The organism is Arthrobacter sp. R-11, assembly GCF_049913155.1.
Lineage (GTDB): Bacteria > Actinomycetota > Actinomycetes > Actinomycetales > Micrococcaceae > Arthrobacter.
On record NZ_CP183979.1, the window covers coordinates 3,322,061 to 3,347,070 of the forward strand.

General features: G+C 67.5%; 23 protein-coding genes and 1 tRNA gene. 9 read left to right on the forward strand and 15 right to left on the reverse strand.

From position 1 onward, the window contains the following. Positions 1–33 precede the first annotated feature (33 nt). From ACN9M4_RS15105 to ACN9M4_RS15125, 5 genes are all read right to left on the reverse strand, one after another. Positions 34–105, reverse strand: a tRNA-Thr gene (locus ACN9M4_RS15105). A gap of 481 nt (positions 106–586) precedes the next feature. Then, positions 587–2,659 (reverse strand): DEAD/DEAH box helicase, encoded by a 2,073-nt coding sequence (locus ACN9M4_RS15110; RefSeq protein ID WP_426299236.1) that lies wholly within the window; start codon positions 2,657–2,659, stop codon positions 587–589. Between the two features lie 408 nt (positions 2,660–3,067). Further along, complete coding sequence (locus ACN9M4_RS15115; RefSeq protein WP_426299238.1) at positions 3,068–3,730, reverse strand: MOSC domain-containing protein; 663 nt, start codon at positions 3,728–3,730, stop codon at positions 3,068–3,070. 161 nt (positions 3,731–3,891) lie between these two features. Continuing rightward, positions 3,892–4,566 (reverse strand): response regulator, encoded by a 675-nt coding sequence (locus tag ACN9M4_RS15120; protein ID WP_426303493.1) that lies wholly within the window; start codon positions 4,564–4,566, stop codon positions 3,892–3,894. Continuing rightward, positions 4,563–6,095, reverse strand: a complete 1,533-nt coding sequence (locus ACN9M4_RS15125) for a sensor histidine kinase (protein ID WP_426299240.1) — start codon at positions 6,093–6,095, stop codon at positions 4,563–4,565. The genes ACN9M4_RS15120 and ACN9M4_RS15125 overlap by 4 nt, the downstream gene beginning before the upstream one ends. A 93-nt stretch (positions 6,096–6,188) precedes the next feature. Between ACN9M4_RS15125 and ACN9M4_RS15130 the strand changes: the two genes are divergently transcribed. Genes ACN9M4_RS15130 through ACN9M4_RS15140 form a run of 3 tightly spaced genes read left to right on the forward strand, consistent with a single transcriptional unit; the run spans position 6,189 to position 9,540 of the window. Next, a complete protein-coding gene (locus tag ACN9M4_RS15130; protein ID WP_426299242.1) occupies positions 6,189–6,827 on the forward strand; it encodes a Tat pathway signal protein in 639 nt (212 codons plus the stop codon). A gap of 2 nt (positions 6,828–6,829) precedes the next feature. Next, positions 6,830–8,038, forward strand: coding sequence for a glutathionylspermidine synthase family protein (locus ACN9M4_RS15135; RefSeq protein WP_426299244.1), 1,209 nt, complete (start codon positions 6,830–6,832; stop codon positions 8,036–8,038). After that, positions 8,035–9,540 (forward strand): APC family permease, encoded by a 1,506-nt coding sequence (locus ACN9M4_RS15140; RefSeq protein WP_426299246.1) that lies wholly within the window; start codon positions 8,035–8,037, stop codon positions 9,538–9,540. The genes ACN9M4_RS15135 and ACN9M4_RS15140 overlap by 4 nt, the downstream gene beginning before the upstream one ends. Here ACN9M4_RS15140 and ACN9M4_RS15145 read toward each other — a convergent pair whose 3' ends face one another. Together ACN9M4_RS15145 and ACN9M4_RS15150 are read right to left on the reverse strand one after the other, a co-directional pair. Next, positions 9,541–10,866: an MFS transporter gene (locus tag ACN9M4_RS15145; RefSeq protein ID WP_426299248.1), complete on the reverse strand. Its 1,326-nt coding sequence runs from the start codon at positions 10,864–10,866 to the stop codon at positions 9,541–9,543. It lies immediately after the preceding gene. Next, complete coding sequence (locus ACN9M4_RS15150; RefSeq protein ID WP_426299253.1) at positions 10,863–11,417, reverse strand: winged helix-turn-helix transcriptional regulator; 555 nt, start codon at positions 11,415–11,417, stop codon at positions 10,863–10,865. The genes ACN9M4_RS15145 and ACN9M4_RS15150 overlap by 4 nt, the downstream gene beginning before the upstream one ends. Positions 11,418–11,586: 169 nt before the next feature. On the opposite strand from ACN9M4_RS15150, the gene ACN9M4_RS15155 reads away from it, so the two are divergent. Further along, positions 11,587–13,737, forward strand: a complete 2,151-nt coding sequence (locus ACN9M4_RS15155) for a phosphocholine-specific phospholipase C (protein ID WP_426299255.1) — start codon at positions 11,587–11,589, stop codon at positions 13,735–13,737. Positions 13,738–13,832: 95 nt separating this feature from the next. Here the strand turns inward: ACN9M4_RS15155 and ACN9M4_RS15160 are convergent, their stop codons facing one another. The 3 genes from ACN9M4_RS15160 to ACN9M4_RS15170 all read right to left on the reverse strand — a co-directional run bounded on the left by ACN9M4_RS15160 (position 13,833) and on the right by ACN9M4_RS15170 (position 16,874). After that, positions 13,833–14,996 (reverse strand): cystathionine gamma-synthase, encoded by a 1,164-nt coding sequence (locus ACN9M4_RS15160; RefSeq protein WP_426299257.1) that lies wholly within the window; start codon positions 14,994–14,996, stop codon positions 13,833–13,835. A 21-nt stretch (positions 14,997–15,017) separates the two neighbouring features. Beyond that, positions 15,018–16,403 (reverse strand): cystathionine beta-synthase, encoded by a 1,386-nt coding sequence (locus ACN9M4_RS15165; protein ID WP_426299259.1) that lies wholly within the window; start codon positions 16,401–16,403, stop codon positions 15,018–15,020. A 78-nt stretch (positions 16,404–16,481) separates the two neighbouring features. Continuing rightward, on the reverse strand, positions 16,482–16,874 hold the full coding sequence (locus ACN9M4_RS15170; protein WP_426299261.1) for a VOC family protein: 393 nt from the start codon (positions 16,872–16,874) through the stop codon (positions 16,482–16,484). 130 nt (positions 16,875–17,004) lie between these two features. Between ACN9M4_RS15170 and ACN9M4_RS15175 the strand changes: the two genes are divergently transcribed. Both ACN9M4_RS15175 and ACN9M4_RS15180 read left to right on the forward strand, forming a co-directional pair. Next, positions 17,005–17,979 (forward strand): DNA-3-methyladenine glycosylase family protein, encoded by a 975-nt coding sequence (locus ACN9M4_RS15175; protein ID WP_426299263.1) that lies wholly within the window; start codon positions 17,005–17,007, stop codon positions 17,977–17,979. A gap of 20 nt (positions 17,980–17,999) precedes the next feature. Beyond that, positions 18,000–18,278: a putative quinol monooxygenase gene (locus tag ACN9M4_RS15180; protein WP_426299265.1), complete on the forward strand. Its 279-nt coding sequence runs from the start codon at positions 18,000–18,002 to the stop codon at positions 18,276–18,278. 54 nt (positions 18,279–18,332) lie between these two features. Here ACN9M4_RS15180 and trxA read toward each other — a convergent pair whose 3' ends face one another. Next, complete coding sequence (gene trxA / locus ACN9M4_RS15185; protein WP_074591286.1) at positions 18,333–18,704, reverse strand: thioredoxin; 372 nt, start codon at positions 18,702–18,704, stop codon at positions 18,333–18,335. Positions 18,705–18,824: 120 nt separating this feature from the next. Here trxA and ACN9M4_RS15190 point away from each other — a divergent pair, with 120 nt between their 5' ends. The 3 genes from ACN9M4_RS15190 to ACN9M4_RS15200 are packed head-to-tail and all read left to right on the forward strand — an operon-like array spanning position 18,825 to position 21,264. Continuing rightward, positions 18,825–19,481 carry a TetR family transcriptional regulator gene (locus ACN9M4_RS15190; RefSeq protein ID WP_426299268.1) on the forward strand — a complete coding sequence of 219 codons (657 nt, stop codon included), beginning with the start codon at positions 18,825–18,827 and terminating at the stop codon, positions 19,479–19,481. Between the two features lie 15 nt (positions 19,482–19,496). Beyond that, positions 19,497–20,471 (forward strand): ABC transporter ATP-binding protein, encoded by a 975-nt coding sequence (locus ACN9M4_RS15195; RefSeq protein ID WP_426299270.1) that lies wholly within the window; start codon positions 19,497–19,499, stop codon positions 20,469–20,471. Beyond that, entirely contained in the window at positions 20,464–21,264 is an 801-nt protein-coding gene (locus tag ACN9M4_RS15200; RefSeq protein ID WP_426299272.1) for an ABC transporter permease subunit, read from the forward strand. Before ACN9M4_RS15195 ends, ACN9M4_RS15200 begins: the two co-directional genes overlap by 8 nt. A gap of 33 nt (positions 21,265–21,297) precedes the next feature. Here the strand turns inward: ACN9M4_RS15200 and ACN9M4_RS15205 are convergent, their stop codons facing one another. The 4 genes from ACN9M4_RS15205 to ACN9M4_RS15220 form a co-directional block, all read right to left on the reverse strand. After that, positions 21,298–21,843, reverse strand: a complete 546-nt coding sequence (locus ACN9M4_RS15205; RefSeq protein ID WP_426299274.1) for an acyl-CoA thioesterase — start codon at positions 21,841–21,843, stop codon at positions 21,298–21,300. Between the two features lie 82 nt (positions 21,844–21,925). Continuing rightward, entirely contained in the window at positions 21,926–23,002 is a 1,077-nt protein-coding gene (locus ACN9M4_RS15210; RefSeq protein ID WP_426299276.1) for a LacI family DNA-binding transcriptional regulator, read from the reverse strand. A gap of 74 nt (positions 23,003–23,076) precedes the next feature. After that, positions 23,077–23,907, reverse strand: coding sequence for an HAD family hydrolase (locus tag ACN9M4_RS15215; RefSeq protein WP_426299278.1), 831 nt, complete (start codon positions 23,905–23,907; stop codon positions 23,077–23,079). Further along, the gene (locus ACN9M4_RS15220; RefSeq protein ID WP_426299280.1) at positions 23,907–24,974 is read right to left on the reverse strand and encodes an ABC transporter substrate-binding protein; all 1,068 of its coding nucleotides are present in this window, start codon (positions 24,972–24,974) and stop codon (positions 23,907–23,909) included. The genes ACN9M4_RS15215 and ACN9M4_RS15220 overlap by 1 nt, the downstream gene beginning before the upstream one ends. Between the last annotated feature and the right edge of the window lie 36 nt (positions 24,975–25,010).

Consider the following 25,010-nt stretch of genomic DNA (forward strand, 5'->3'; position numbering starts at 1 on the left):
GTCAAAACCGCCTTGACACAGGCTCTCATTCAGAGCCCCCTGCCGGAATCGATCCGGCGACCTCGTTCTTACCAAGAACGCGCTCTACCACTGAGCTAAGGGGGCAACGAGTAAGTACTCTACCGGAGGTTCGCCCCTGACACCAAATCGGGGCAGAAGGGGGCAAATGCCGGACCTGACACAATTTGCGAAGCACCCAAACCGGTGTTCAACGGGCCTCGGAAACGGGGCGGAAGCACCGCCGTCGGGACCCTCTTTGGACGTAGAAGCGGCGCCGACATCACAACTTGCCGCGAGTCCTGGGTCGTCGGGCTCCAAAGAGGGTCAGGAAGGCCGGCTGCCCTGCGGAGCAGGCAAACGATCGGCCCACTAAACGCCCGAAGAGCTGGCGGAATGTGAATTGCACCTCGAAAGTTTGACTCGAAAAACAGTCCTAGGTTTCGGAGGTGCGGTCGCGCGGCACCCTGAAACTGATCATTAGTCCCTGCGCCACTCCTCAGCCGTCGCCGGCCGGACGGGCAAAGCAGACACCAAACGGAGAAGGCTCCGTCCCAGATGGGACGGAGCCTTCAGAAGCAGTAGTTTTTTACCACTTGCCCTTGCGGTTGAAATCACGGTGTCCGCTGTCGCCGCCGTGGCGGGGCTTGCGGGAACCGTTGCCGTGGCCGCCGAAGCGGGAGTCACCGGCCTGGCCGCGGTCCCGGTCGCCGAAGCTGCGCTCGGAACGTTCGCTGTAGGAACGGCCGCCACGGTCAGCGGAGGAACGCTCGCCTTCGTTGCGGCGGAAGTCCTTCTTGAAGCCGCCGTTGCCCTTGAAGTTGCCGCCGCCCCGGTTCTCGCGGTCGCCGTAGCCGCCGCGTTCACGGTTCGGCTTGCGGCCGTTGTCCAGCTCGAGGTGGATCAGCTCGCCGCCGATCCGGGTGCGGGACAGGGCACGCAGCTGCTCGGGGCTCAGGTCCGCGGGGAGCTCCACGAGGGAGTGGTCCGAGCGGATGTCGATGCCGCCGATCTGCGAGGAGGAGATGCCGCCTTCGTTGGCAATAGCGCCCACGATGGAGCCCGGCATGACGCGGTGCCGGCGTCCGACGGCGATCCGGTAGGTGGCGTTGCCTTCGGTCAGCGGGCGGGTCGGGCCACGGGAGCCGAAGCCGTCCTTGGCACGCTCGCGCTTCTGGAATTCCGGTGCGGCCGGCAGTTCCTTGACCAGCAGCGGCTGGCCGCCCTGGGCCATGACGGCCAGTGCTGCGGCGATCTCCGCGGCCGGAACGTTGTGCTCTTCCTCGTAGGAGGCGATCAGGTCGCGGAACAGCGCCACATCCTCGGATTCGAGGGTTTCGGTGATGCGCTCGGCGAACTTGCCCAGACGCAGCGAGTTGACGGTTTCCGCGGTGGGCAGGTGCATCTGCTCCACGCTCTGGCGGGTGGCCTTCTCGATGGCGCGCAGCAGGTACTTCTCGCGCGGGGTCATGAAGAGGATCGCGTCGCCGGTGCGGCCTGCGCGGCCGGTGCGGCCGATGCGGTGCACGTAGGACTCGGTGTCGTGCGGGATGTCGTAGTTGACCACGTGGCTGATGCGCTCCACGTCGAGGCCGCGGGCCGCGACGTCGGTGGCGACGAGGATGTCGATGCGGCCTTCCTTCAGGGCGTCCACGGTGCGCTCGCGCTGCTGCTGCGGGATGTCGCCGTTGATGGCGGCAGCCTGGAAGCCGCGGGCCTTCAGCTTGTCGGCGAGGTCCTCGGTGGCCATCTTGGTGCGCACGAAGGCGATGACGCCGTCGAACTCTTCGACCTCGAGGATGCGGGTCATGGCATCCAGCTTGTGCGGGCCCATGACCTGCACGTAGCGCTGGCGGATGTTGGTGCCCGTGGAAGTCTTGGACTTCACGGAAATCTCGGCCGGGTTGTTCAGGTACTGCTTGGACATGCGGCGGATCTGGCCCGGCATGGTGGCCGAGAACAGGGCCACCTGGCGGGTCTCCGGGGTCTCCTGGAAGATCTGCTCGACGTCGTCCGCGAAGCCCATGCGCAGCATCTCGTCGGCTTCGTCCAGCACCAGGTACTGGAGTTCGGAGAGGTCCAGGGAGCCCTTGGCGATGTGGTCGATCACGCGGCCGGGGGTACCGACAACCACCTGGGCGCCGCGGCGCAGGCCGGCCAGCTGCGGGCCGTAGGCAGAACCGCCGTAGACGGGGAGGACAGTGAAGTCTTCCATGTGCTTGGCGTAGGAGGTGAAGGCCTCGGCAACCTGGAGGGCAAGCTCACGGGTCGGAGCCAGGACCAGCGCCTGGGTTTTGCGGGAGGGGCCGTTGAGGTCGTGCAGTTCAGCCAGGCGGGACAGCGCCGGGACGGCGAACGCGGCGGTCTTGCCGGTACCGGTCTGGGCGAGGCCGACGACGTCGCGGCCTTCGAGCAGCAGCGGAATGGTGGCCGCCTGGATGGGGGACGGCTTCTCGTAGCCGACGTCCTGCAGGGCAGCGAGGACACGGCCGTCGAGGCCGAGGTCGGTGAAGCGGACGCCTTCTTCTTCTTCCGCGGGGGCGGAGGCGGGAGCGGCGGCTTCGGCAGGGGCCTCGGCAGCTTCGGCGGCGGGCGCCTCAGGCGCGGTTTCGACGGTCTCGGTGATGTCGGCGTCGAGCGTTTCGTTCGGGTTTTCAGGCATAGGGGAAGATTTCCTCATCCATAGGTGGCCAGTCGGCGCGGCCCGGTTGGGCTTGGCCGCAGTACTCGTCGCACACGGCTGAACCTATGGGGCCCGGCCGCACACAAAGAAGTCCGGCGCTGTCGCAACCCCATGGCAGGACTTCGCGCTGTATCTCTTGGCTGCTATCCCAGCAGTCTGTACAGCGTTTTCTTCGCCCGGCTCTCCCTATGAAAATGCCCGCATCAAAACCGCGGGCCCCAACACTGACCAGTCCTGCCTCAAAAATTGGGCAGGAAAAAGGGATTTCCGGAGTGGGGGATATATCCATTGTAGGGCACTCCACGGAACGTCCATGACACATGCGCCCGCGAAGGCGGTGAGCTTGCGCACAAAGCCCCGGTCAAACCCCGGTCGGGGGGCGCTGTGTCAGTTTCCGACGCCGGCCCGGCGCATGATCTTTTCGAACTCGTCATGGTACTCCGGCTGCAGCCGGATCTCGCCGTCCGCTTCGGCGTCGAGCAGGGTCTGGATGTCCTCCATCGTGGGATCGCTGAACCATTTCCCCACGGTGATGCCGTGCTTCGGAACGAAGAGCCGGTGGATGTGGTCCCCCGCGGAGATGCTGCCGGTCTTCACCACCCGCAGGTAGCAGCCGACGCGCCCGGCATCGGTGAACCGCTTGACCCACTGAGGTTCGTCCATCACACGCTGGAACGTGGCGCAGGGCGTGCGCGGCGAGGTCACTTCGACCTCCACGTCCAGACCGATCTTCCAGCGTTCGCCGATCACGGCGCCGGTGGTGTCGATGCCGCGCACGCGCAGGTTCTCGCCGAAGATGCCCGGCGGCAGCTCCCGCTGGAGTTCGCCGGTCCAAAAGTCGGCGTCGTCCTGCGAATACGCGTAGAGGGCCTGGTCCTCGCCGCCGTGGTGAAGGCGGTTGGCCTGGACGTCGCCGTGCAGGCCGAGCTTGTGGACCTTGACGGGTCCATCCACGGCGCGTTTGTCGATGGCGGTGACGCCAACGCTGCCTTCGGGATCGGCCAAGAGCTCGTGTACCCGGCAGACTGCGATCAACGATGCGGTGTCCATGGCACCAAGCCTAGCCTGCGAGGGGTCCCCGGCCGAGCTTGCGAGGTTGGGGAGCAGGCTAGGCGCCAGTCCCCACCGCTTCCCTAATCCCGCTTCTTCCCTAATCTCGCTTCGCTCGCTCAGGGAACCCTAGCGGCGTGGGCCCATGCGAGGGGTTCTCGCTACGGATCAAAGCGGTAGCCCATGCCCGCCTCGGTGTGCAGGTGCCGGGGCGCGGAGGGGTCGCGCTCGAGCTTGCGGCGAAGCTGGGCGATGTACACGCGCAGGTACTGGGTTTCCTTGGCGTAGGCCTGGCCCCACACCTGGGTGAGGATCTGCTGCTGGCTGACCAGTTTGCCGGCGTTGCGGACCAGCAGCTCGAGGATGTTCCACTCCGTGGGGGTCAGCCGTACCTCCCCGCCGTCCTTGACGATCTTCTTGCCGGCCAGGTCCACCACGAAGTCGGCGGTTTCCAGGGTGGGTGCCTCGTCCCGTGTCCCGGCCCGGCGGGACGCGGCCCGCAGCCTCGCGAGCAGTTCGTCCAGGCCGAACGGTTTGGTCACGTAGTCATCCGCGCCGGCGTCGAGCGCTTCGACCTTGTCTTCGGAACCGTGCCGGGCGGACAGCACGATGATGGGCATGTTGCTCCAGCCCCGGATTCCGCGGATCACCGCCACACCGTCCATGTCCGGCAGGCCAAGGTCCAGCACCACGATGTCCACCGGCTGGCGGGCGGCGGCCTTGAGGGCGTCAGCCCCGTTGCCGACGGTCAGGGCCTGGTAGCCGTGGGCGTGCAGGTTGATCTGCATGGCCCGCGCGATCTGCGCCTCATCCTCGACGATCAGCACCAGGCTCACGGCTGCTCCCCTTCCCACAGCGGCAGGGTAACCACCATGGTCAGCCCGCCGCCCGGCGTCGGCTCCGCGGTCAGGGTGCCGCCCATCGCCTCGGTGAAGCCCTTCGCGACGGCGAGTCCCAGCCCGATTCCGCTGCGTCCGTCCTTTGCTGAGCTGGCGTCGTCCAGTCGCTGGAACGGCAGGAACAGCGCCAGGATGTCCGACGGCGGCACTCCCCCGCCGTGGTCGGCCACCCGCAGTTCGCTGCCCGGCCGCCCGCCGACGGCGACACCCGCGGTGCGCGCCCGCAGCACGACGTCGGACCCGGGCGCGTATTTCACCGCGTTCTCCACCAGGTTGGCCACCACGCGTTCCAGCATTCCGGCGTCGGCCTCGACGGCAGGCAGGTTGGGGGCGATTTCGTTGCGGATCCGCTCCCCGGGCACCCCGCGCAGCGCATCCGGCAGGACCTGCTCCCAGGCCAGCCCGCGCAGGTGCGGAGTCACGGCGTCCGCGGTGATGCGCGACATGTCCAGCAGGTTGTCCACGAGGTGGCCCAGGCGGTCCGTGTAGTCCTCGATGGTGGCCAGCAGTTCGCGTTCGTCCTCGGGGCTGAAGCTGACCTCCTCCTGGCGGAGGCTGCTGACAGCCAGCTTGATCCCGGCCAGCGGTGTGCGGAGGTCGTGGGACACCGCGCGCAGGATGGAGGTGCGCATGGTGTTGCCCTCGGTGAGGCGCAGGTTGTCCTGCCGGCTCTGCACCAACTGCTGCCGCTCGCGCACCGCCACGACGTAGGCGCCGAAGGCGGCCAGCATGCGCTTGTGCTGGCCGGTCAGCGGTCCGCCGCGCAGCAGGAGGGTGTAATTGGCATCGACGACGGCAGCATGGTCGGCCGCGGCATGGCCCAGCGGGGGCTGGGGCCCTGACGTTGCCAGTACGTGCCAGCGCGGGTCCGCCCGCCGCGCGGTGGCCGGAATGCGGTCCGGGCCCTCGGGCGGGGCGGCCTCCAGGAGCGTGACGGCGTCCATCCCGAGCTTGGCGCGGATCTTGTCCAGGAATGACTCCAGGCTGCCGTCGGAGCGCAGGATCCTCAGGGCAAGTTCGTTCAGGGCCCGCGCCTCGGCCCCGGCGTGCGCGGCTTCCTGGGCCCGCCGGGTGGCCAGGCCCACCGCCAGCCCGACCCCGCAGGCTACCGCGAGGAAGACCACCAGGGTGAACAGGGTGGAGGGATCGGCGATCGAGAACGAACCGACGGGTTCCGCGGAGAAGTAGTTGAGCAGCGAACTGCCGAGGACAGCCGCCACGACGGCCGGCCACAGCCCGCCGACGGCGGCCACCGCAACGGCCACGGCAAGGTGCAGGAGCATGATCATGGCGAAGTTCCGGTAGCCCACCGCGGTGACCAGGAGCTCGACGGCGGGCGGCAACAGGACCGCGAGGGCGAGGCCCGCCAGGATGCGGCCGCGCCCGATGCCGGGGACGCCCGGCTGGCCAGGGAGGGTGGCGGCCTTTCCCGTGCCGGTTCCATTCATTGCATCAGCTGCGGCCATGCCCCAATTCTGGCACTCCCCCACCCCATGCCGCGGCGCGGGCGCAGGGGTAGGCTTTCCTCAGCAATCAGACTCCGGGGGGATAAAGAAAGCATGGACCCGAACAGCAACCCGGCGGACGCCGGCGGTCCGGACGAAGGTCCCGGCAAGGGCCCCGAGAAGGGTCCGGAAGGCAGCCGCGACGGCGGCCGGCCCAAGCCGCCGCCCTGGCAGGTTCCGCAGCCGGAGCTGCGGCCGGAGCTCCAGCAGCCCGACGCCGGGCAGGACGGATCGCTGCGGGAGCCGCCCGCCGTCGTCGACCCCTTCGCCCGCGAACAAGCGAAGCGGGTCGCGGAGGCCGCTCACCGGAAGAAGCGCTCCCAGCGCCGCACCGTGGTGGTCGGACTGGGAGTCACGGCACTGCTCGCCGGGACCATCACGGCGATCGTGGCCAGCCAGGAGAACGACGCCGACTACGCGCAGGTGTGCTTCAACGACGAGACCGGCGAGCGCGTGGAAGATGCCAACTGCGGAAGCTCCGAGGGGAGAAGCTCCGGGATTTACGCCTGGTACTTCTACTCGCGCGGTGCCAACGTGCCGGCCGTCGGCCAGAACCGCAGCGCCTATCCGAACTTCACCCGGACGGTGCCCAGCGGTGCGAAGACCTCCACCGGGTACAGCACCAAGGGCGGAACGGTGAGCCGCGGCGGCTTCGGCGGAAGCTCCAAGGGCGGCGGAAGCACGGGCGGCTGACGATGAAGAGACTGACCGTTGCCCCGCGCCCGGACTGGAAGCAGAAGATCGAGGAACAGGGCCTGGTGTTTTCCACCACCACCATGCCCGACGGCCGGAAGATCGAGTACTGGAACGAGTCGGCGTACTACGAATTCACCATGGACGAGGTGGAAACGCTCGAAAAGACCGCCGAGGACATGCACCTCATGTGCCTGGAGGCGGCAAAGTTCCTGGCCACCGGGGCGATGGGCGGGATCGGCATCGGCCAGCAGGCCCTGGAACTCGCGGCGGAATCGCTGCAGGCCGGGGACATGGACATCTACGGCCGCTTCGATTTCATCTACGACGGCGCCGGCGGGCCCGCCAAGATGCTCGAGTACAACGCCGACACCCCCACCGGGCTGATCGAGGCATCCGTGGCGCAATGGTTCTGGCTGCAGGACGTCTTCCCGGAAAAGGACCAGTGGAACGGCATCCACGAGGCCCTCATCCGGCAATGGAAGAAGCTGCAGTACCGCACCGGCATGAGCACCCTGCACGTGGCGCATTCGGAGGCCGAGGAGTCCGGCGAGGACTGGATGACGGCGGCCTACATGCGCGACGTCGCCAGCCAGGGCGGCTGGACGACGATCGGCATCAACATGTCGGACATCGGCTGGGACCCGAACCTGAACCGCTTCGTGGACCTGGACAACTTCATGATCAGCACCGTGTTCAAGCTGTACCCGTGGGAGCTGATGATGAAGGAGCCGTTCGGCCACCGCCTGCTGCAACGGGCCCACAACCCGCGCTGGGTGGAACCGGCGTGGAAGATGCTGCTCTCCAACAAGGCGCTGCTCGCGGCCCTGTGGCACCTCTATCCCGGCCACGAAAACCTCCTCCCGGCCTACCTCGGTGACCCGGGACCGCTGACGGAATGGGTGGCGAAACCCCTGCACGGGCGCGAAGGCGACAACATCCGGATCCATGCGCCCGGCGTCGAGGTCGACCAGCCCGGCAAGTACGGCCGCGAAGGCTGGTGCTTCCAGCAGTACCAGCAGCTGCCGGACTTCGACGGCAACCACCCCGTCCTTGGCCTGTGGGTGGTGGACGGGGAATCGGTGGGCTGCGGCATCCGCGAATCGGACGGGCCCGTCACCGACTACTTCTGCCGCTTCGTGCCCAACACCATCGACGCACCGGCGCCGACCATCGCGTCCGCCACCTCAGCGAACGGAGCCGCCCTGTGAGCATGGAAACCTCGACGTCGTCCGGCCAGCCGCAGCCCGGCGGCACCGTCCCGGGCAAAGGGCTGCGTGCAGGGATCCTTGACCTCGGCGATTCGGTGATGCTCGGCCTGGCTTCGACGGCGCCGGTCTACTCGCTCGCGGCAACGCTGGGGCTGATTGTCGCCGTCAACGGGGACTACACTCCCCTGATCCTCGTGCTTGGCTTCATCCCGGTGTTGTTCATCGCCTACGCCTTCCGGGAACTCAATAGCGCCATGCCGGACTGCGGCACCACCTTCGTGTGGGCCCGGAAGACCTTCGGCCCCTGGGCCGGCTGGCTGGGCGGCTGGGGCGTGGCCCTGGCCGGCACGGTGGTCCTGGCGAACCTCGCCCAGGTGGCCGGGCAATACCTGTGGCTCCTGGTGGGCGACGGGTCCCTGGCCGGCAACACCTGGCTGGTGACCGGCACGGGCGTGGCGTTCATCGCCCTGATGACCTTCGTGAACCACCGCGGCATCCGGCTGGGGGAACATGTCCAGCGCACCCTGACCTACGTGCAGTACATCTCGCTGGGCATCTTCGCCCTGGCGCTCATGATCGGCATCGCCAACGGCGGGGCCGGCAACGGCACGCCCTTCACCGTCGAATGGTTCAACCCTGCGGGGGCCTTCGCGGATCCCGGTGCCGTGGTGCACGGCGCGTTGCTGGCGGTCTTCATCTACTGGGGCTGGGACACCTGCCTGGCCCTGAACGAGGAGACGGAGAACCCTGCGAAGACTCCCGGCCGGGGTGCCGTGATTTCGGCCTTCGTCCTGGTGGCGATCTACGTGTCCGTGGCCCTGCTGGTGATGATGTACGCCGGTTCCGGCGCCGAAGGGATCGGGCTGGGGAACAGCGCGAACGAATCCGATGTGTTCCTGGCCATGAAAGACGTGGTGCTGGGGCCCTGGGGCTGGCTGATCGTCGTCGCTGTCCTGGCCTCGGTGTTATCGTCCACCCAGACCACCATCCTGCCCACGGCGCGCGGCACCCTGTCCATGGGCGTCCACGGTGCCCTGCCGCCGCGCTTCGGGAAGGTCCACCCGCGCTACCAGACCCCCGGCTTCTCCACCCAACTCATGGGTGGCGCCGCCGTCGTGTACTACGTCGCCATGACCTTCCTCAGCGAGAACCTGCTGGCCGATTCAATCAGTTCGATCAGCCTGTTCATCGCCTTCTACTACGCCCTCAGCGGCTTCGCTTGCGTCTGGTACTTCCGCGGCACCCTGCGCGACTCCGTCCGGAACCTGTGGTTCCGCGGGATCCTGCCGCTGCTGGGCGCCGTGATGCTGGGCGCGGCGTTCTTCATCTCGGCGGTGCAGATGTGGGACCCGGATTACGGGGACACCAGGATCTTCGGGGTGGGCGGCGCCTTCGTGAGCGGTGTGGTGCTGCTGCTCCTGGGCGTGGTCCTCGCCGTCGTGTGCCGCTTCCTGCCGTCCACCAGGGCGTACTTCGCGGCGAAAACAGTTCCGGCGAAATAGTCAGGCCGTTACCGGCACGGCTTCCTTGTGTGCGGCGTCCTTGCGGATCGTGGCGCTGATGACCGCGGCCACGATGCACATCGCGGCGGCCCCGATCCACGCGTAGGTGTAGTGCCCGGTGGCGTCCCGGACGAATCCGGCTGCCACGGCCGCGGCTGCCGCACCCAGCTGGTGGGCGGCGAAAACCCAGCCGAACACCACCGAGCCGTCTGCCCCGAACACCCGGCGGCAGATCGCGGCGGTGGGCGGCACCGTGGCCACCCAGTCCAGCCCGTAGACCACCACGAACACGATCATGCTCGGTTCCACCGTGGAGCCCAGCAGCAGCGGCAGAACCAGCAGGCCGATCCCGCGGAACTGGTAGTACACGGCCAGCAGGACCTTCGGGTTGAAGCGGTCCGTCAGCCAGCCCGAGGCGATGGTGCCCACGATGTCGAAGATCCCGACGACGGCGAGCAGCCCGGCCGCGGTCGTCTCCGGCATGCCGTGGTCGTGGGCCGAGGGGATGAAGTGGGTGCCGATCAGGCCGTTCGTCGTCGCCCCGCAGATCGCGAAGCCGGCGGCAAGGCCCCAGAACGTGCGCACCTTGCTGGCGCGCTTCAGGACCTGCAGCGCCCGGACGGCGGCGTTCGGGGAATCGCCGGCGGCCGCCGTCGTCGCCGGTTCGGCCGCCTCGGTTTCCTCGGCACCGTAGGGGCGGGCGCCGACGTCGGCAGGCGAGTTCCGCAACCAGCGCAGCACCAGCGGGACGACGGCGAGCGCGCCGGCAGCGATCAGCAGCGAAGCCCCGCGCCAGCCGGGGCTCTGGGCAAGGGCGGCGATGAACGGAAGGAACACCAGCTGCCCGGCGGCGCTGCCGGCGGTGAGGATGCCGATCACGAGGCCGCGGCGCTTGGCGAACCAGGTGTTGGCGATGGTCGCGGCGAAGACGAGTGCCATGGACCCGGTGCCCAGGCCGATTAGCAGCCCCCAGGTGAGCAGGATCTGCCAGGACTGGTTCACGAAGACAGTCAGGGCCGAGCCGAGGCCGATCAGGCACAGGGCTATCGAGGTCACGGCGCGGATGCCGAAGCGTTCCATGAGGGCGGCGGCGAAGGGCGCGGTGAGCCCGAACAGCACCAGGTTGAGGCTGACAGCAAGGGACAGGACCGTGGTGGACCAGCCGAATTCGGCCTGCAGCGGGACCATGAGCACGCCGGGTGCGGCCCGGAAGCCGGCGGCGCCCACCAGGGCGAGGAACGCGACGGCGGCCACGAACCATGCAGGGTGCAGGCGGCTGCGCCGGGACTTGCCGCTGCGTACCTTGGTGACGTCGGGAGCGGTCATGCGGGGATCTCCGTTTCGGGGGACGCGGATTCTGCGGGGAAGGTTCCCGCGGGGAAGGTTTCTGCGGGCGCTGTGGCGAGTGGCATCGGATGGTCGCTGCGCTTGAAGCTGTGCCAGCTCGTGTTTGCGGCGGTCAGCGGCACGCCGCAGTGACTGCAGGTATCGGCGGAGGAGGTTGGCCGCCCGCAGTCGGTGTGGATGACCCGCATGTGGGAGACCTCGTTGGGCGCATCCAGGTGTTTTTCGGCCCAGATGATGATCGCGTTGAGCACGGGCAGGGAGTCCTCGCCCTTGGGTGTGAGGACGTACTCCTGCCGGGTGCGGCTCCCGTCCTGATAGGGGCGCTGCGCCAGCAGTCCGGCGTCCGTCAGCCAGCCGAGGCGCTTGCTCAGGACGGTGTCCGCTATTTCGAGGCGCTGCTTGATGGCATCGAAGCGGCCGTTGCCGAAGAAGACCTCCCGCAGGACCAGGCTCCCCCACGGATCGCCAAGCACGTCCAGGCCCCGGGCGAGGCTGCATGTGCGCGCGGACCAGTCGGATCGAAGAGGCATGGCTCGATCGTAGCTGGCTTTCTTCAAGCAAGCCAGCTATTCCGGGCGGACCACACAACCCTCCAGTGTCCGGGCGGTTGCCGGCCGATGCACCCGAAATACACCAAGGATTCACCCGGAGCGTCTACTTTGGTGGGGCTGGACCTTATCTACGAAAGGCAATCCGATTATGGCAACGCATGACCCCGAGATGATGAAACGTTCAACCTCGGACACGGGCGAACAGCTCCCGGGCTTCTCCCGCCGCGGCTTCCTGGGCGCCACGGCAGCAGCAACGGCGCTAGCAGCCGCCGGCTCCCTGCTGCCGCCCTCCGTGCAGGCCGCCATGGCCAAGCCTGTGGCGCCGGGAAGCCTGCAGTCCATCAAGCACGTCATCATCCTGATGCAGGAGAACCGTTCCTTCGACCACTACTTCGGCTCCCTGCGCGGTGTCCGCGGTTACGGCGACAAGTCGCTGACCCGGCTGCCCAACGGCAAGTCGATGTTCGAACAGCCGCGCGCCACCGGCGAAACCGTGCTGCCGTTCTCGCTCCGCAAGGCCGCGGAGCTGGCCGGCCGCCCGGATTCGGACATCCAGTACCTGGGCGACCTCGACCACTCCTTCAACGGCACCACCACCGCCTGGAACAACGGCTGGTGCGACAAGTGGATCCCTGCCAAGAGCGCCTCCACCATGACCTTCTACGAACGCTCCGACATCCCGCTGCAGTACGAGCTCGCGGACACCTTCACCATCTGCGACGCCTACCACTGCTCGGTCAACGGCTCCACCAACCCCAACCGCAACTACCTCTGGAGCGGCACCACCGGCACCGAAAAGGCCACCGGCAAGCGCGCCGTCACCAATGCCGCCTACAGCTACGACCACGCCGGCTACGACTGGACCACTTACCCGGAACGGCTGGAGCAGGCCGGTGTGTCCTGGCAGATCTACCAGGACTGGGACAACTTCACCGACAACGCGGTCGAATACTTCGACACCTTCAAGGAGATCGGCCACAAGATGCTGGCCGCCGTCGACGGGGACCTGCGCACCACGGAGCAGTTCTACGACTCGCTCCACGGCAAGACCCCGGCTGAACAGGACCGGCTCCTCGCCCAGCTTGAAGCCGGCCGCGCACTGCTCAGCGATTCCGAGAAGCTCCTCTTCGACAAGGCCATGCGCCGCGGCCGGCCGGATACCCTCCTGGAACGCCTGGCCGCGGACATCGACGGCGGCACCCTGCCGAAGGTCAGCTGGCTGGTCCCCTCGGCGGCCGACTCCGAGCACCCCGGCGCCTCCACCCCGGTGGGCAGCGCCAACTTCGTCTACCGCCTCCTGGACATCGTGGCCAGCAAGCAGGAAACCTGGGACAGCACCGCGATCTTCCTCAACTTCGACGAGAACGACGGCTACTTCGACCACGTCCCGCCGCCCGTGCAGCCCCGACCGGCCTCCGGCGAATCCACCGACTGGACCATGGCCCGGCCCATCGGCCTCGGCCCGCGCGTGCCCATGACCGTCGTCTCGCCGTGGACGATCGGCGGCTACGTCAGCTCCGAGGTCTTCGACCACACCTCCGTGATCCGCTTCCTGGAGGCTTGGACCGGCGTGCAGGAGCCGAACATCTCCGCCTGGCGCCGCGAAGTCTGCGGCGACCTCACCGGTGTCTTCAACTTCGCCGCCGCAGGCACGCCGCCGGTGCTGGACCACCCGGGCCCGGTTCCCGCGAAGATCAGCCGCTGGCGCCCGGTTCCGCCGGCCGTGCAAGTGGCGCCGATCCAGGAGGACGGCACCCGCCCGGCCCGCCCCCTGCCGTACCGGCCCGCGGCCTCCGCTGCCGTGGGCGCCGACGGCGTCGCCCTATCCCTGCGCAACGGGGGCACCCGCTCCGCGCACTTTGCCGTGTACGGCTACGCGGGCGAGCTCGCTGAACCGCTGCACGCGGACGTGAAAGGCGCCCGGCTCGTCACGCTCCCGGCGCCGTCCGGCAGTTTCGACCTGATCGTCACCGGACCCAACCGCTACCAGTACGAACTGAAGGGCTCGACGGCGGGCGCCGGGGCCGGCGTCGACGTCTCCGTCGTCGCGCGCGAGGGCAGTGATGTGGTGCTGGATCTGCGCAACACCGGCTCCAAGACCGTAACGCTGCGGCTCGCCTCCCTGCAGTACAGGGAGTTCAGTGCCCAGGTGAAACTCAAGCCCGGCGGTTCAAAGATCCTGGCCTGGGAGACCCTGAAGGGTTGGTACGACATCGAGGTCACCGCGATCGAGGACGCCAGCTTCCGGCGCCGGCTCACCGGCTGCGAGGAAAACGGCAAGCCGGGCATCTCCGGCTAAGCCTTCCTGGCCCGTTCCCGAGCTGTTGAAAACAGCACGGCCGCGGCACACCGGTGGTTCCGGGTGCCGCGGCCGTTCTGCTCTATGGGATCGCGTCAGCCTTCAATCGCCGCGAAGGCATGCTCGAGGTCCCCGATCAGGTCCTCCACGTCCTCGATGCCGCAGGACAGGCGGAGCAGGTTGACCGGCACGGCGAGTTCGGTGCCCTTCACGGAGGCGTGGGTCATCTCCGAGGGGTAGTTCATGAGGGACTCGATGCCACCCAGGGACTCGGCTAGGGTGAAGATCCTGGTGGCTTCGGCCACCTTGCGTGCCGCGGCCTCGCCGCCCTTGAACTGCACGGAGACCATGCCGCCGAACTTCTTCATCTGCTTCTTGGCCAGTTCGTGTCCCGGGTGGTCCGGCAGGCCCGGATAGAGCACGGCCTCCACTTCGGGACGCTGCAGCAGCCATTCAGCCACGGCCTGCGCATTCTCGCTGTGCCGGTCCATGCGGACGCCGAGGGTCTTCAGGCCGCGGGTGGTCAGGAAGGCATCCATCGGGCCGGAGACCGCGCCGACCGCGAACTGCACGAAGCCGATCTTCTCGGCCAGTTCCGCATCGTTGACGACGACGGCGCCGCCCACCACGTCGGAGTGTCCGCCGATGTACTTCGTGGTGGAGTGGACCACGACGTCGGCACCCAGGGCGAGCGGGTTCTGCAGGTACGGGGACGCGAAGGTGTTGTCGACCACCAGGAGGGCTCCGGCGTCGTGCGCGACGGCGGCGAGCGCCTCGATGTCGGTGATCCGCATCATCGGGTTGGACGGGGTCTCCACCCACACGATCCGGGTGTTGTTCGCAGCCACCGCGGCGGCCACGGCCTCGAGATCGGACATGTCCACCGGAGTGTTGCCGATGCCCCACTCACCCAGCACGCGGTTGATGAGCCGGTAGCTTCCGCCGTAGGCGTCGTTGCCGAGCACGATGTGGTCCCCGGGCCGTGCGACGGCTCGGATCAGGGAGTCCTCGGCGGCCAGGCCGGAGCCGAAGCTGAAGGCGTGGCTGCCGCCTTCCAGCGCGGCGAGCTGTTCCTGCAGGGAGTCGCGGGTAGGGTTGCCGCCGCGGCCGTATTCGTAGCCGTCGCGCAGCCCGCCGATGCCGTCCTGGGCATAGGTGGAGCTGAAGTGCAGCGGCGGCACCACGGCACCGGTGCGGGGCTCGAAGTCCTGGCCGGCGTGGACGGCGCGGGTGTTGAAACCTGCTTCATGGGCAGACATGGGTACTCCTCGTGTGGGAAATCAGTGGCTCAGGTAGGCGAGCAGGTCGTGGCGGGTCAGGATGCCCACAGGGGCGCCGACGAAGGTCACCATCACGGTGTCCACGTCGGAGAGCAATTCGCGTGCGGCGGAAATGGTCTCGAGCGAGCCGATCACCGGCAGGGGCTCCCCCATGTGTTCGGAGATCTTGTCCGTCAGTTTCGCCTCGCCGCGGAACAGCTTGGTGGTCAGCGAGCGCTCGTCCACCGCGCCCAGCACTTCGCCCATCACCACGGGCGGTTCCGCCGACAGGACGGGGATGTGGGAGACGCCGAACTCGTTCATGATGTTGATGACGTCGCGCACGGTTTCGTTGGGGTGGATGTGGACCAGGTTCGGCATCTCGCCCGTCTTGGACTTGAGGACCTCGCCCACGGAGGCCTCCTCGCCGCCCGAGAGGAAGCCGTAGGAGCGCATCCACTGGTCGTTGAAGATCTTGGCCAGGTAGCCGCGGCCGGAGTCCGGCAGGATCACGACGACGACGGCGTCCTCGGGAAGGTCCTTGGCCACCTTGAGCGCAGCTACCACGGCCATGCCCGAGGAGCCGCCGACCAGCAGGCCTTCCTCACGGGCCAGGCGGCGGGTCATGGCGAAGGAATCGCCGTCGCTGACCGCGATGACGTCGTCGGGGACGGTCTTGTCGTAGTTGTCCGGCCACATGTCCTCGCCGACGCCTTCAACGAAGTACGGCCGGCCGGTTCCGCCCGAGTAGACCGAACCTTCGGGGTCCGCGCCGATCACCTTGACCCGGCCGCCGTCGGACTCCGGGCGGTCCGCGGAGATTTCCTTGAGGTAGCGGCCGGTGCCGGTGATGGTGCCGCCGGTGCCGGCGCCGATCACCACGTGGGTGACCAAGCCGTCGGTGTCGCGCCAGATTTCCGGGCCGGTGGATTCATAGTGGCTGCCCGGTGCGGCGGGGTTGGAGAACTGGTCCGGCTTGTAGGCGCCGGGGATTTCGGTGACCAGCCGGTCCGAGACCCCGTAGTAGCTTTGCGGGCTGTCCGGGGCCACGGAGGTGGGGGTCACCACCACTTCGGCCCCGTAGGCCTGCAGCACGGCGCGCTTGTCCTCGCCCACCTTGTCCGGAACCACGAAGATGCACTTGTAGCCCTTCTGCTGCGCCACCAGCGCCAGGCCCACACCGGTGTTGCCGGAGGTGGGCTCCACGATGGTGCCGCCCGGCTTGAGCTTGCCGGTGCGCTCGGCTTCCTCGATCATCTTCACGGCGATCCGGTCCTTGATGGATCCCCCGGGGTTGATGTACTCGAGTTTCACCAGGACGGTGGCCTTGATGCCCTCGGTGACGTGGTTGAGCTTGATGAGCGGCGTATTGCCAATGAGGTCCAGAACGGACTCGGCGTACTTCATGGGTACAAAGTTACCGCGTCGGCAAGGAAGCCCGGGCTTGGACCTGCCCGGGCTTCCTGCGGCTACTTGCTCGAGGGGTCACTTCCCCGCGGAGTCGTCCGTCTGCCAGAGGCCCAGGATGTTTCCCTCGGTGTCCTTGAAGTAGGCGTACCAGCCCATTCCCGGCACCGCGTCCTTGCCCTTGTGGACCGTCCCGCCCGCGGACTCGACCTGCGCCAGGGCGGCGTCGATGTCCTCTACGTCGACGGTGAGGACGGGGGTCTGCAGCTCCTCCGAGCGCGTGAACAGGGCTCCGTTGATGACGCCCGGCGAGTTGGGCATTCCGGTTTGTTCATCAGAGGGCGTAGTGAGGGCGATGGTGTAATCCAACTCAGGCATGTAGTTGAGCGTCCAGCCGAACGCCCCTTGGTAGAAGTTGTTGGCCCGCTCGGAGTCTTCGGCGGGAATTTCGAAATGTACTACTCCACCCATTGCGTTCTCCTGGATACGTTTTCGGGATAGGCGCGGGCGCCCGCGCCCCACGGGGAGTCTAGCCGCGTGTTTTGCGCCGCGTAAGGGCCCGCGGAAACATACCGTCGGCGCCCCGTGGGACCATGGATCCATGACCATCGCCAGCGCCCCTGCCGCCGCGGCCGCGGCGGACGCCTCCTTGCGCTGGCATCCGGGCGGGCCGTTCAGCCTCCTGCAGAGCCTGGGAATCCTCATGCGCGGCAACGGCGATCCGTCCTTCGCCAATCGTCCGGACGGGCTCTGGATGGCGTTCACGACACCGGACGGCCCCGCCACCCTGCGGCTCACCGCCGTCTCCGGCCCGGACTGCTGGGTCGACGCCCAGGCGTGGGGCCCCGGCGCCGGATCCGCGATCGCCGGGGTGCCGCGGCTGCTGGGCCGGGACGACGACTGGTCCGGTTTCGACGAGCCGGAGTTCCAGGCGGGACTCCCCCGCCTGGTAGTTGGGGCCCGACGCCGGAACCCAGGCCTGCGCCTGCCTGCCACCGGGCGGGTGGTCGACTCCCTCGTGCCCACCATCCTGGAGCAGAAGGTCACCACCATCGAGGCCCGCCGCGGCTACCGCTACCTCATGTACCGCTACGGAAGCCCGGCTCCGGACGCAGGCCGCCACGCGCCGTCGGGCCTTCTTGTCGCCCCCACCGCGGCGCAGTGGCTGGGCATCCCGTCCTGGGAATGGCACAAAGCGGGCGTCGGTCCGCAACGTTCGGCCACGGTGATGCGGGCGCTGCGCTCGGCCGCCGGGCTGGAACGGCTGGCATCGTTGGACGCCGCGGAGGCCGGGGCGAAGCTGCAGACCATCCCGGGCATCGGCATCTGGACGGCGGCGGAGGTGCTGCAACGTACCCACGGCTGCCCGGACTCGATCGCGGTGGGCGACTACCATCTGGCGGCCTTTGTCGGCTACGCCCTCACCGGGAGGAAGACGGACGACGCCGGCATGCTCGCCCTGATGGAGCCGTGGCGCGGGCACCGGCAAAGGGTGGTCCGGATGCTGGGGCTGAGCGGTTTCCGGAAGCCCGCGTTCGGCCCGCGGATGACCATCCAGGACCACCGCGGCCACTGAATCCCGGTAAGGTGAAGGCCATGAGTGCACCCATTGACCTGCAGGCAACCTTCATTCCCAACGACGGCGAATTCTTCCGTGTGAAGCTCGCCCTGGACATCGCCATCGACGAGGTCGTGAACGAACCGGGCTGCATCCGCTATGAACTGACCGAAGCCACCGAGGAGAGGCTGGTCCTCACCGAACAGTGGGCTTCGGAAGAAGACCTGGAGAAGCATTCCAAGGGCATCGCCGTACAGGACCTCAACGAATCCCTCAGCGCGCTGCTGGCCGAGCCGGTCAAGGTCGAGCGCCTCTAGTCGTTAACCAAGAATGGCCGCCCCCTGTGCAAGGGGGCGGCCATTGGCGCTTAACTAGGAGTTTTCGGCGCGCATTTTCGCCACGTGCGCGTGGACCTCTTCCATGTCCAGGCCCTTGACGGCTTCGATGACCTGCTCCAGCTGCGGCCCGTTCAGGGCACCGGGCTGGGAGAACACCAGCACCTTTTCGCGGAAGGCCATGAGCGTGGGGATCGAGGAGATTCCGGCCTCGGCGGCAAGCTGCTGCTCGGCCTCGGTGTCCACCTTGGCGAAGAAAACGTCAGTGTGTTTCTCCGAGGCGGCCTTGAACGTTGGGGCGAACTGGCGGCAAGGTCCGCACCATTCGGCCCAGAAATCGACCAGGACAATATCGTTGCCCTCAATGGTTGCTGCGAACTGTTCACCGGTGATGTCAACTGTAGCCATGCTCCCACGGTACGCGAGACGGGCGCAGGCGTCGCCCCTGTTCGCTACCCGGCGAAGCGGGAATAAAAGCCCGACGGCGGCCCCTTGCCAGCCATTGAACAACTGTTTAGTGTATTAAACATGCGTTCAGCAGCTGAGGATCTCAGCACCCGCGCCCGCATCCGGGACGCGGCCATCGTCCTGTTCGGCAGGGACGGTTTCGCGCGCACCACCATCCGCGGGGTCGCCGCCGAATCGGGCGTGAGCCCGGGCCTGGTGATCCACCACTTCGGCAGCAAGGACGGCCTCCGCGAAGCCTGCGACCGGCATGTCATCGCCGAAACCGGGGAACAGGGGCTCCGCAAGGCCCACCCCGAATCCGCCGGCCGTCAGATCCAGGACTACCTGGCCGATCCCGGCCAGTACGCCACGGAAATCGCCTACATCCGGCAGTCCCTCGGCGACGACTCGGAGGCCGGCCATGCCTTCTTCGCCGCGATCGTCCAACAAACCAAGGCAATCATCGAGGCCGGGATTGCCGCCGGCACCATCCGTGCCTTCGAAGATGTCGACGCCACCGCCGTCGTGGTGGCCAGCAACAGCCTGGCCATGCTGGTACTCGGCAAGAACGCCGCCCGCGTCCTGGGCACCAGCGAACTCGGCGCGGACATGCTGCGTTCCCTCACCCTCCCGGCCTTGGACCTGTACACCCACGGCTTCTATACGGACACACGCTTCCTCGATGCTGCCCGCACGGCGCTGCAGGCGCCATCCGGCAGCACCGGAACCTCAGGCTGAAGGAAAGGGGAAACCATGGAATCGGCAATCACGGTCGAGGGCCTGCGGAAAAGCTTCGGGTCCCGCGAGGTCCTTCACGGGATCGACTTCCAGGTGCAGGCCGGGACGGTTTTCGGCGTCATCGGTCCGAACGGCGCAGGCAAGACCACCACCATGCGCTGCCTGCTGGATATCATCCGGCCCAGCGCGGGCACCCTGCGCGTACTCGGCCAGGACCCGCGCCACGGCGGCCCGGGCCTGCGCCGGCGCATCGGATACCTGCCCGGCGAACTCACCCTGGAGGCCAGGGTCACCGGCCGGCGGCTCCTTGACCACTACGAGGCGGTCAGCGGCCCCGTGCGCCCGGGCCGGATCGACGAACTCGCCGAACGCCTCAATCTTGACCTCGACCGGCACACACGCAAGCTGTCCAAGGGCAACAAGCAGAAACTCGGCCTCATCCAGGCCTTCATGCACGAACCCGAACTCCTGGTCCTGGACGAACCGACCAGCGGCCTCGATCCCCTGGTCCAGCAGGAATTCCTGGCCATGGTCCAGGAAGCCCGCGACCGTGGACAGACGGTGTTCCTCAGCTCCCACGTGCTGAGCGAAGTGCAGCAGGCCGCGGACGAAGTGGCCATCCTGCGGGACGGCCGGATCGTCACTGTCGCCACCGTCGACGCCCTGCGCGAAAGCGCGGTGCGGCACCTGCGGTTCACGGCGAGCGGAATAACAGCCAACGACGCCGGCGCGCTGCTGGGCCGGGTGCCCGGCGTCGGCGGCGTCGAGGTACTCACGGCGGGAGACGGCGTCGAACTGACGGCGGTGCTGGAAGGCAGCATCGGGCCGCTCGTGCAGGCGCTCGCCGGACTGCAGCTGACCGACCTCGTCCTCGAGGAACCTGACCTGGAGGAATCTGTGCTCAGGCTATACGGCAACAACGGCAACGGCCGCCGGGGCAATGGGTCGCGCCGGCGCGAACCGCAGGAGGAAGGAAGCAGCCATGCGTAGTCCCATGCCGCTTTTCAGGCGGGCCTTCGTGGATTCCTGGCGCTCCACCCTGGGCTGGGCGGCAGGACTCGGCGCGGCAATCGCGCTCTACCTGCCCATCTACCCGTCCATCGGCGGTAGCGCGCAGATGCAGGAGATGATCAACGCCCTGCCGCCGGAGATGACCAAGGCCCTGAACTACGACCAGATCGCCTCCGGCCCCGGATACACCCAGGCCACGGTGTTCGGACTTATCGGCTTCCTGCTCATGACCATCGCCACAGTGTCCTGGGGCGCGTCCGCGGTGGGCGGCGACGAGGAATCGGGCCAGCTCGAGCTCACCCTCGCCCACGGCGTCACCCGCGTTCAGCTGGTGCTGGAGCGCGCCCTCGCCATGGCGTTGCGGGTGGTGCTGCTGGCGGTCCTCGTCTTCGTGCTGATCCTGGCGCTGAACGATTCGGCGCAGCTGTCGATCGACTCCATGCACCTGTTTGGCGCCGCCGTCGAGTTTGCCGGCCTGGCCTTGCTGAGCGGCACGGCTGCCCTGTTTGTCGGCGCCCTGAGCGGACGGAAAGCCTACGCCCTGGCGGCCGGCGCCGCCGTCGGCGTTCTGGGGTACGTATTCAATGCGGTGGGCCGGCAAAGTCCGGACCTTGACTGGCTCCTCAACTTCTCGCCGTACCACTGGGCCTACGGGAACTCTCCGGTGGCGAACGGTGCCGACTGGGCCGCGGCCGGTTGGCTGTGGGGCATCTCCGCGGGGCTGGTGCTGTTGAGCGCCGTGGCGCTGCAGCGGCGGGACGTCGGCAACTGAAGTCATCCCGACGTCGGGAGTTCCGTTGGGAGCCTAGCTCCAGAAGTGCGGGGCGGGCTTGCGGGCGCCGGGAAGGGCGTTGTTCTCCCGCCATTCGTGGATCCACTCCGGCAGGTCCAGCGACGCCGGCGGGGCGCCGAATTCGGCGAGGATGTCTTCCTGGCTCACGGGCCGGCCTTTGTCCACCAGCCGGGTGGCGATGTGGGCGCGGGCGTAGATCTCGCCGCCGGCGACCATGCGCTGTTCGAAGTAGATCGCTTTGGAATCGAGGCCGATGATCCGGGACTCGATGGTGTAGCTCTGCCATAGCTGGAGGGACTTACGGAAGGCGATGGTCTCGCCGGAAACGACGGGCGTCCAGCCGCGGCGACGCATCCTGTCCCAGATGCCGGCCCGCACCATGAGGTCGAAACGCCCCAGGTCCATCAGCGAGAAATACATGCCGTTGTTGACGTGCATCGCAATGTCGATGTCAGTGGGCAGGACCCGCAGGGGAAGGGAGGATTCGTCCCACACGCTCAGGCGGCTCCGCCGGGAAGACGTGAAAAGCAACAGGAGGGTTCGTAGAAGCAGATGCATGCCACAATGCTACTCGCCAGTAACATTGTGGGGCCAAGGCCCTCCGCCAGCGCCCGTGGAACCGGAAAGGAACCAGGCAAGCCTAGGCGCAGCCGCAGCTGCCGCGGACGATCATCCTGACTGGAAGGACCACAGACTCGTTTTCCGTTGTCTCGCCTGAGCTTCGGGCAATGAGCATGTCCGCAGCCAGCTGGCCCATGTCCCCCATCGGCTGCCGGATTGTGGTGATGCCCGGGGTGGACACCGCACCCGCAACTACTCCATCGAACCCCGTCACCGCGACATCCTCCGGTACGGACACCCCCAGGGCGGTCAGGGCGTCGATCACTTCGAGGGCCACGAGGTCCGAAGCGCAGACAAACGCCTGGGGAAACAATCCGGCGTCGCGCAGTTCAGCCAGATCGCGGGCGATCGTTGCAGGCGCGTGGTCCAGGTCATCCCTCAGCGGCAACCCGCTGCCCTCCAGGACCTTGTTGAAAGCGGTCCGGCGTTCCTCGCTGTCCGCATTGGACGCTGACGAGACGAAAACGAAGTCGCCCATGCCATGCTCGGTCATCAGGTGCCCGGCGATCATGCCCATCCCTGAGGCGTTGTCGGCAGTGATGTGGCAGTAGGCCCCGCCATCGCCCCCGGGGGCGAATTCGACCACCGGGATCCGACGCGAAACGTGTGCCAGGGTGTCGGCGGAGAGCCGGCGCGGAAAAACAGCCACGCCGTCGACGCGTCCGGCGATCTCGTTGATGATGTTCTCACCGAATTCGTCCTTCCGCCCGCCAAGAATGAGTTCAAAGCCTCGGCGCCAGCACTGCATTTCGAATCCACGCTGGACTTCGTCCAGGTAGACCGGGAACAAACGGAAGTCGTCGTATGGCTCGCCTTGGAGCAGGTGGCTTGCGGGGAGTGGCTGGCCTGCCGGTGCCCGCCGGTCGGTAGCGTTCCACATGAAGTCATAGGCGAACAGGCCAAGGGACCCGGTACGACCGCGGGCCAGGCTCCTGGCGCTGGCGTTGGGAACGTAGCCAAGCAGTTTTGCGGCGGCCAGGACAGCCTCGCGGGTGGATTCCTTGACACGGCCCGGGTTCCGGAAGGTGAAGGAAACCGTCGCGGTGGATACGCCCGCGGCAGCTGCGACGTCGTAAACCGTCGGGCTTTTGGTCATCGTGTTACTGGCTCCGTTGTCTTGACAGTCTGAAATGCATATTACCGGGCACCGGCGAAGCACGGCTCCGCCGGCTACAAGCGCGCAAGGCCTGCCGCCACGCCGTCGTCGTGGATCGAGGGAAGGACGGCAGACGCAGCGGCACGAACGTCGCCGGGCGCCTGGCCCAGGGCGAAACCGTGACCGCTGGCGCCCGCCCAGCGCAGCATCTCGATGTCGTTGCGGCCGTCGCCGAAGACGACGACGCCGGAGGGCTCGACGCCGAGGCGGTGCCTGACGTGTTCCAGTGCGGTGGCCTTGTTCACGCCTTGGGGAGCGAGGTCCAGATAGGACGTCCGCCCGATCGAGTAGGCCGCGTGGTCCAGGCCGAGGCCGGCCATGATGGCGAAGAATTCTTCCGTTCCGGTTTCGGGTGCAGCCACTACAACGCGCGTCGCCTGCCCGCCCAGGAGTTCCTCAAAACGGACTCTGCGCGCATTGGGGTCCGCGCCGGTTTCGCCCGCCAGCCCCGGCAGCGCCTCCGTATAAAGGAAAGTCCCGTGCTCGTCCTCCACCGCATACAGTGCATCCGGCAGGCAAGCCCGCAAGGTGTGGAGTGCATCGGTGGGGTCGTACGTCGCCACGGAGTCCTTGCGGTAGTTCCCGTCTGCGGAGGCGTCACGGCGGATGGTGATGGCTCCGTTGCAGCACACGGCATATTCCGGAGTGATGCCGAGCCGGTCCAGGATCCCGACCACGCTCGCGACGGGGCGTCCCGTCGCGAGCGTGATCTCATCGCCACCTGCGGCGATCCTTCGGATCTGTTCGACCACCGCCGCACTGATCCGGCCGTCGTCGTGCATGATCGTTCCGTCGACGTCGAGCGCGACGAGGCGCCGGCGGGAGGGCGCAGGTGCGATGGCCATTAGAGGGTGGTCTTGCCGTCAAAGGCCTTGGCCAGGTAGGACAGGTCCACGATTCCCTTCACGCTGGCCGGGACGGGGGCCTGGCCGGATGCCTTCATGGCGGGGAGCATCTTGGACTCCAGCAGGGCCGTGTCCATGTTGAGCACGCCCTTCGACTTGGTGAGGGCGCTCTGGATCAGCGGGGCTTGGAGCTCGTTCTGGCGGATCTGCTGCTTAAGGTCCAGGCCGAGGTCCGCGCCGTACTTCTCGACGCACAGCTTGGCTGCGATGGACGGGTCGGCGATGTTGTCCTGCCAGCCCCGGATGCTGGCCCGCAGGAACTTGACGATCGCTTCCTCGTTGGCGCTTGCGAACTTGCCGGTGGTGACAATGACGTCCGCGTAGGAGGGAAGGCCCAGTTCGCTGTAGGTGACGGTTACGTAGTCCTTGTCCTTGACGAGACCGAACTGGGTCTCGAGGGTGGTGGGCTGGTTTGTCACATAACAGGTGTAGGCATCGCCTTGTCCGTCAACGAGCGGCGAGGGGTCGAAGCCGGCGGGGACCAGCTTGTAGCCGGCCTTGGGCAGGCCGGCGAGTTCCATGATGGCGTCAAGGTAGGGCTGGGTTCCGCCCTGGCCGAGCACCTTGGCGCCCACCAGGTCCTTGGGAGTCCTGACAGGCTTCTTGCTCAGGCTAACGATGCCGCCCGGGCTGTCTTGGAAGACCGCGCCCAGGATCTTGAGATCGTTGCCCTTCGCCGCCGCGACGATCGTGTCGCCCATGGACGGCGCAAGACCGATTTCCGCGTTGCCGGCAGCCAGGCTTTGGGCGACCGACGGTGCGTTGGCGCCGCCGGGGAGGAACTCGATCTCAAGGCCCTCCTCTTTGTAGTAGCCGCGGTCGTCGGCGATGAAGTAGCCGCCGAACTCAACGTTGGATACCCAGCCAAGGGTGATCCGGAGCTTGGTGGCCGACGCCGGGGATGACGCCGCGGGACTGCAGGATGTCAGGGCGCCGGCCGTGGCGAGCGCGCCGAAACCGAGGCCGGCGCCGAGGAGGCTGCGGCGTGAAAACGTGGGGCTGTTCATGGTGGAGCTCCTGTTCGAACGGGTGTGGAGTGATTT

Bases quoted from the DNA above. Each gene is read 5' to 3' on its own strand.
- ACN9M4_RS15110 (WP_426299236.1), bottom strand. From the start codon at position 2,659: ATGCCTGAAAACCCGAACGAAACGCTCGACGCCGACATCACCGAGACC.
- ACN9M4_RS15115 (WP_426299238.1), bottom strand. From the start codon at position 3,730: ATGGACACCGCATCGTTGATCGCAGTCTGCCGGGTACACGAGCTCTTG.
- ACN9M4_RS15125 (WP_426299240.1), bottom strand. From the start codon at position 6,095: ATGGCCGCAGCTGATGCAATGAATGGAACCGGCACGGGAAAGGCCGCC.
- ACN9M4_RS15130 (WP_426299242.1), top strand. From the start codon at position 6,189: ATGGACCCGAACAGCAACCCGGCGGACGCCGGCGGTCCGGACGAAGGT.
- ACN9M4_RS15135 (WP_426299244.1), top strand. From the start codon at position 6,830: ATGAAGAGACTGACCGTTGCCCCGCGCCCGGACTGGAAGCAGAAGATC.
- ACN9M4_RS15145 (WP_426299248.1), bottom strand. From the start codon at position 10,866: ATGACCGCTCCCGACGTCACCAAGGTACGCAGCGGCAAGTCCCGGCGC.
- ACN9M4_RS15150 (WP_426299253.1), bottom strand. From the start codon at position 11,417: ATGCCTCTTCGATCCGACTGGTCCGCGCGCACATGCAGCCTCGCCCGG.
- ACN9M4_RS15155 (WP_426299255.1), top strand. From the start codon at position 11,587: ATGGCAACGCATGACCCCGAGATGATGAAACGTTCAACCTCGGACACG.
- ACN9M4_RS15160 (WP_426299257.1), bottom strand. From the start codon at position 14,996: ATGTCTGCCCATGAAGCAGGTTTCAACACCCGCGCCGTCCACGCCGGC.
- ACN9M4_RS15165 (WP_426299259.1), bottom strand. From the start codon at position 16,403: ATGAAGTACGCCGAGTCCGTTCTGGACCTCATTGGCAATACGCCGCTC.
- ACN9M4_RS15170 (WP_426299261.1), bottom strand. From the start codon at position 16,874: ATGGGTGGAGTAGTACATTTCGAAATTCCCGCCGAAGACTCCGAGCGG.
- ACN9M4_RS15175 (WP_426299263.1), top strand. From the start codon at position 17,005: ATGACCATCGCCAGCGCCCCTGCCGCCGCGGCCGCGGCGGACGCCTCC.
- ACN9M4_RS15180 (WP_426299265.1), top strand. From the start codon at position 18,000: ATGAGTGCACCCATTGACCTGCAGGCAACCTTCATTCCCAACGACGGC.
- trxA (WP_074591286.1), bottom strand. From the start codon at position 18,704: ATGGCTACAGTTGACATCACCGGTGAACAGTTCGCAGCAACCATTGAG.
- ACN9M4_RS15190 (WP_426299268.1), top strand. From the start codon at position 18,825: ATGCGTTCAGCAGCTGAGGATCTCAGCACCCGCGCCCGCATCCGGGAC.
- ACN9M4_RS15195 (WP_426299270.1), top strand. From the start codon at position 19,497: ATGGAATCGGCAATCACGGTCGAGGGCCTGCGGAAAAGCTTCGGGTCC.
- ACN9M4_RS15200 (WP_426299272.1), top strand. From the start codon at position 20,464: ATGCGTAGTCCCATGCCGCTTTTCAGGCGGGCCTTCGTGGATTCCTGG.
- ACN9M4_RS15205 (WP_426299274.1), bottom strand. From the start codon at position 21,843: ATGCATCTGCTTCTACGAACCCTCCTGTTGCTTTTCACGTCTTCCCGG.
- ACN9M4_RS15210 (WP_426299276.1), bottom strand. From the start codon at position 23,002: ATGACCAAAAGCCCGACGGTTTACGACGTCGCAGCTGCCGCGGGCGTA.
- ACN9M4_RS15215 (WP_426299278.1), bottom strand. From the start codon at position 23,907: ATGGCCATCGCACCTGCGCCCTCCCGCCGGCGCCTCGTCGCGCTCGAC.
- ACN9M4_RS15220 (WP_426299280.1), bottom strand. From the start codon at position 24,974: ATGAACAGCCCCACGTTTTCACGCCGCAGCCTCCTCGGCGCCGGCCTC.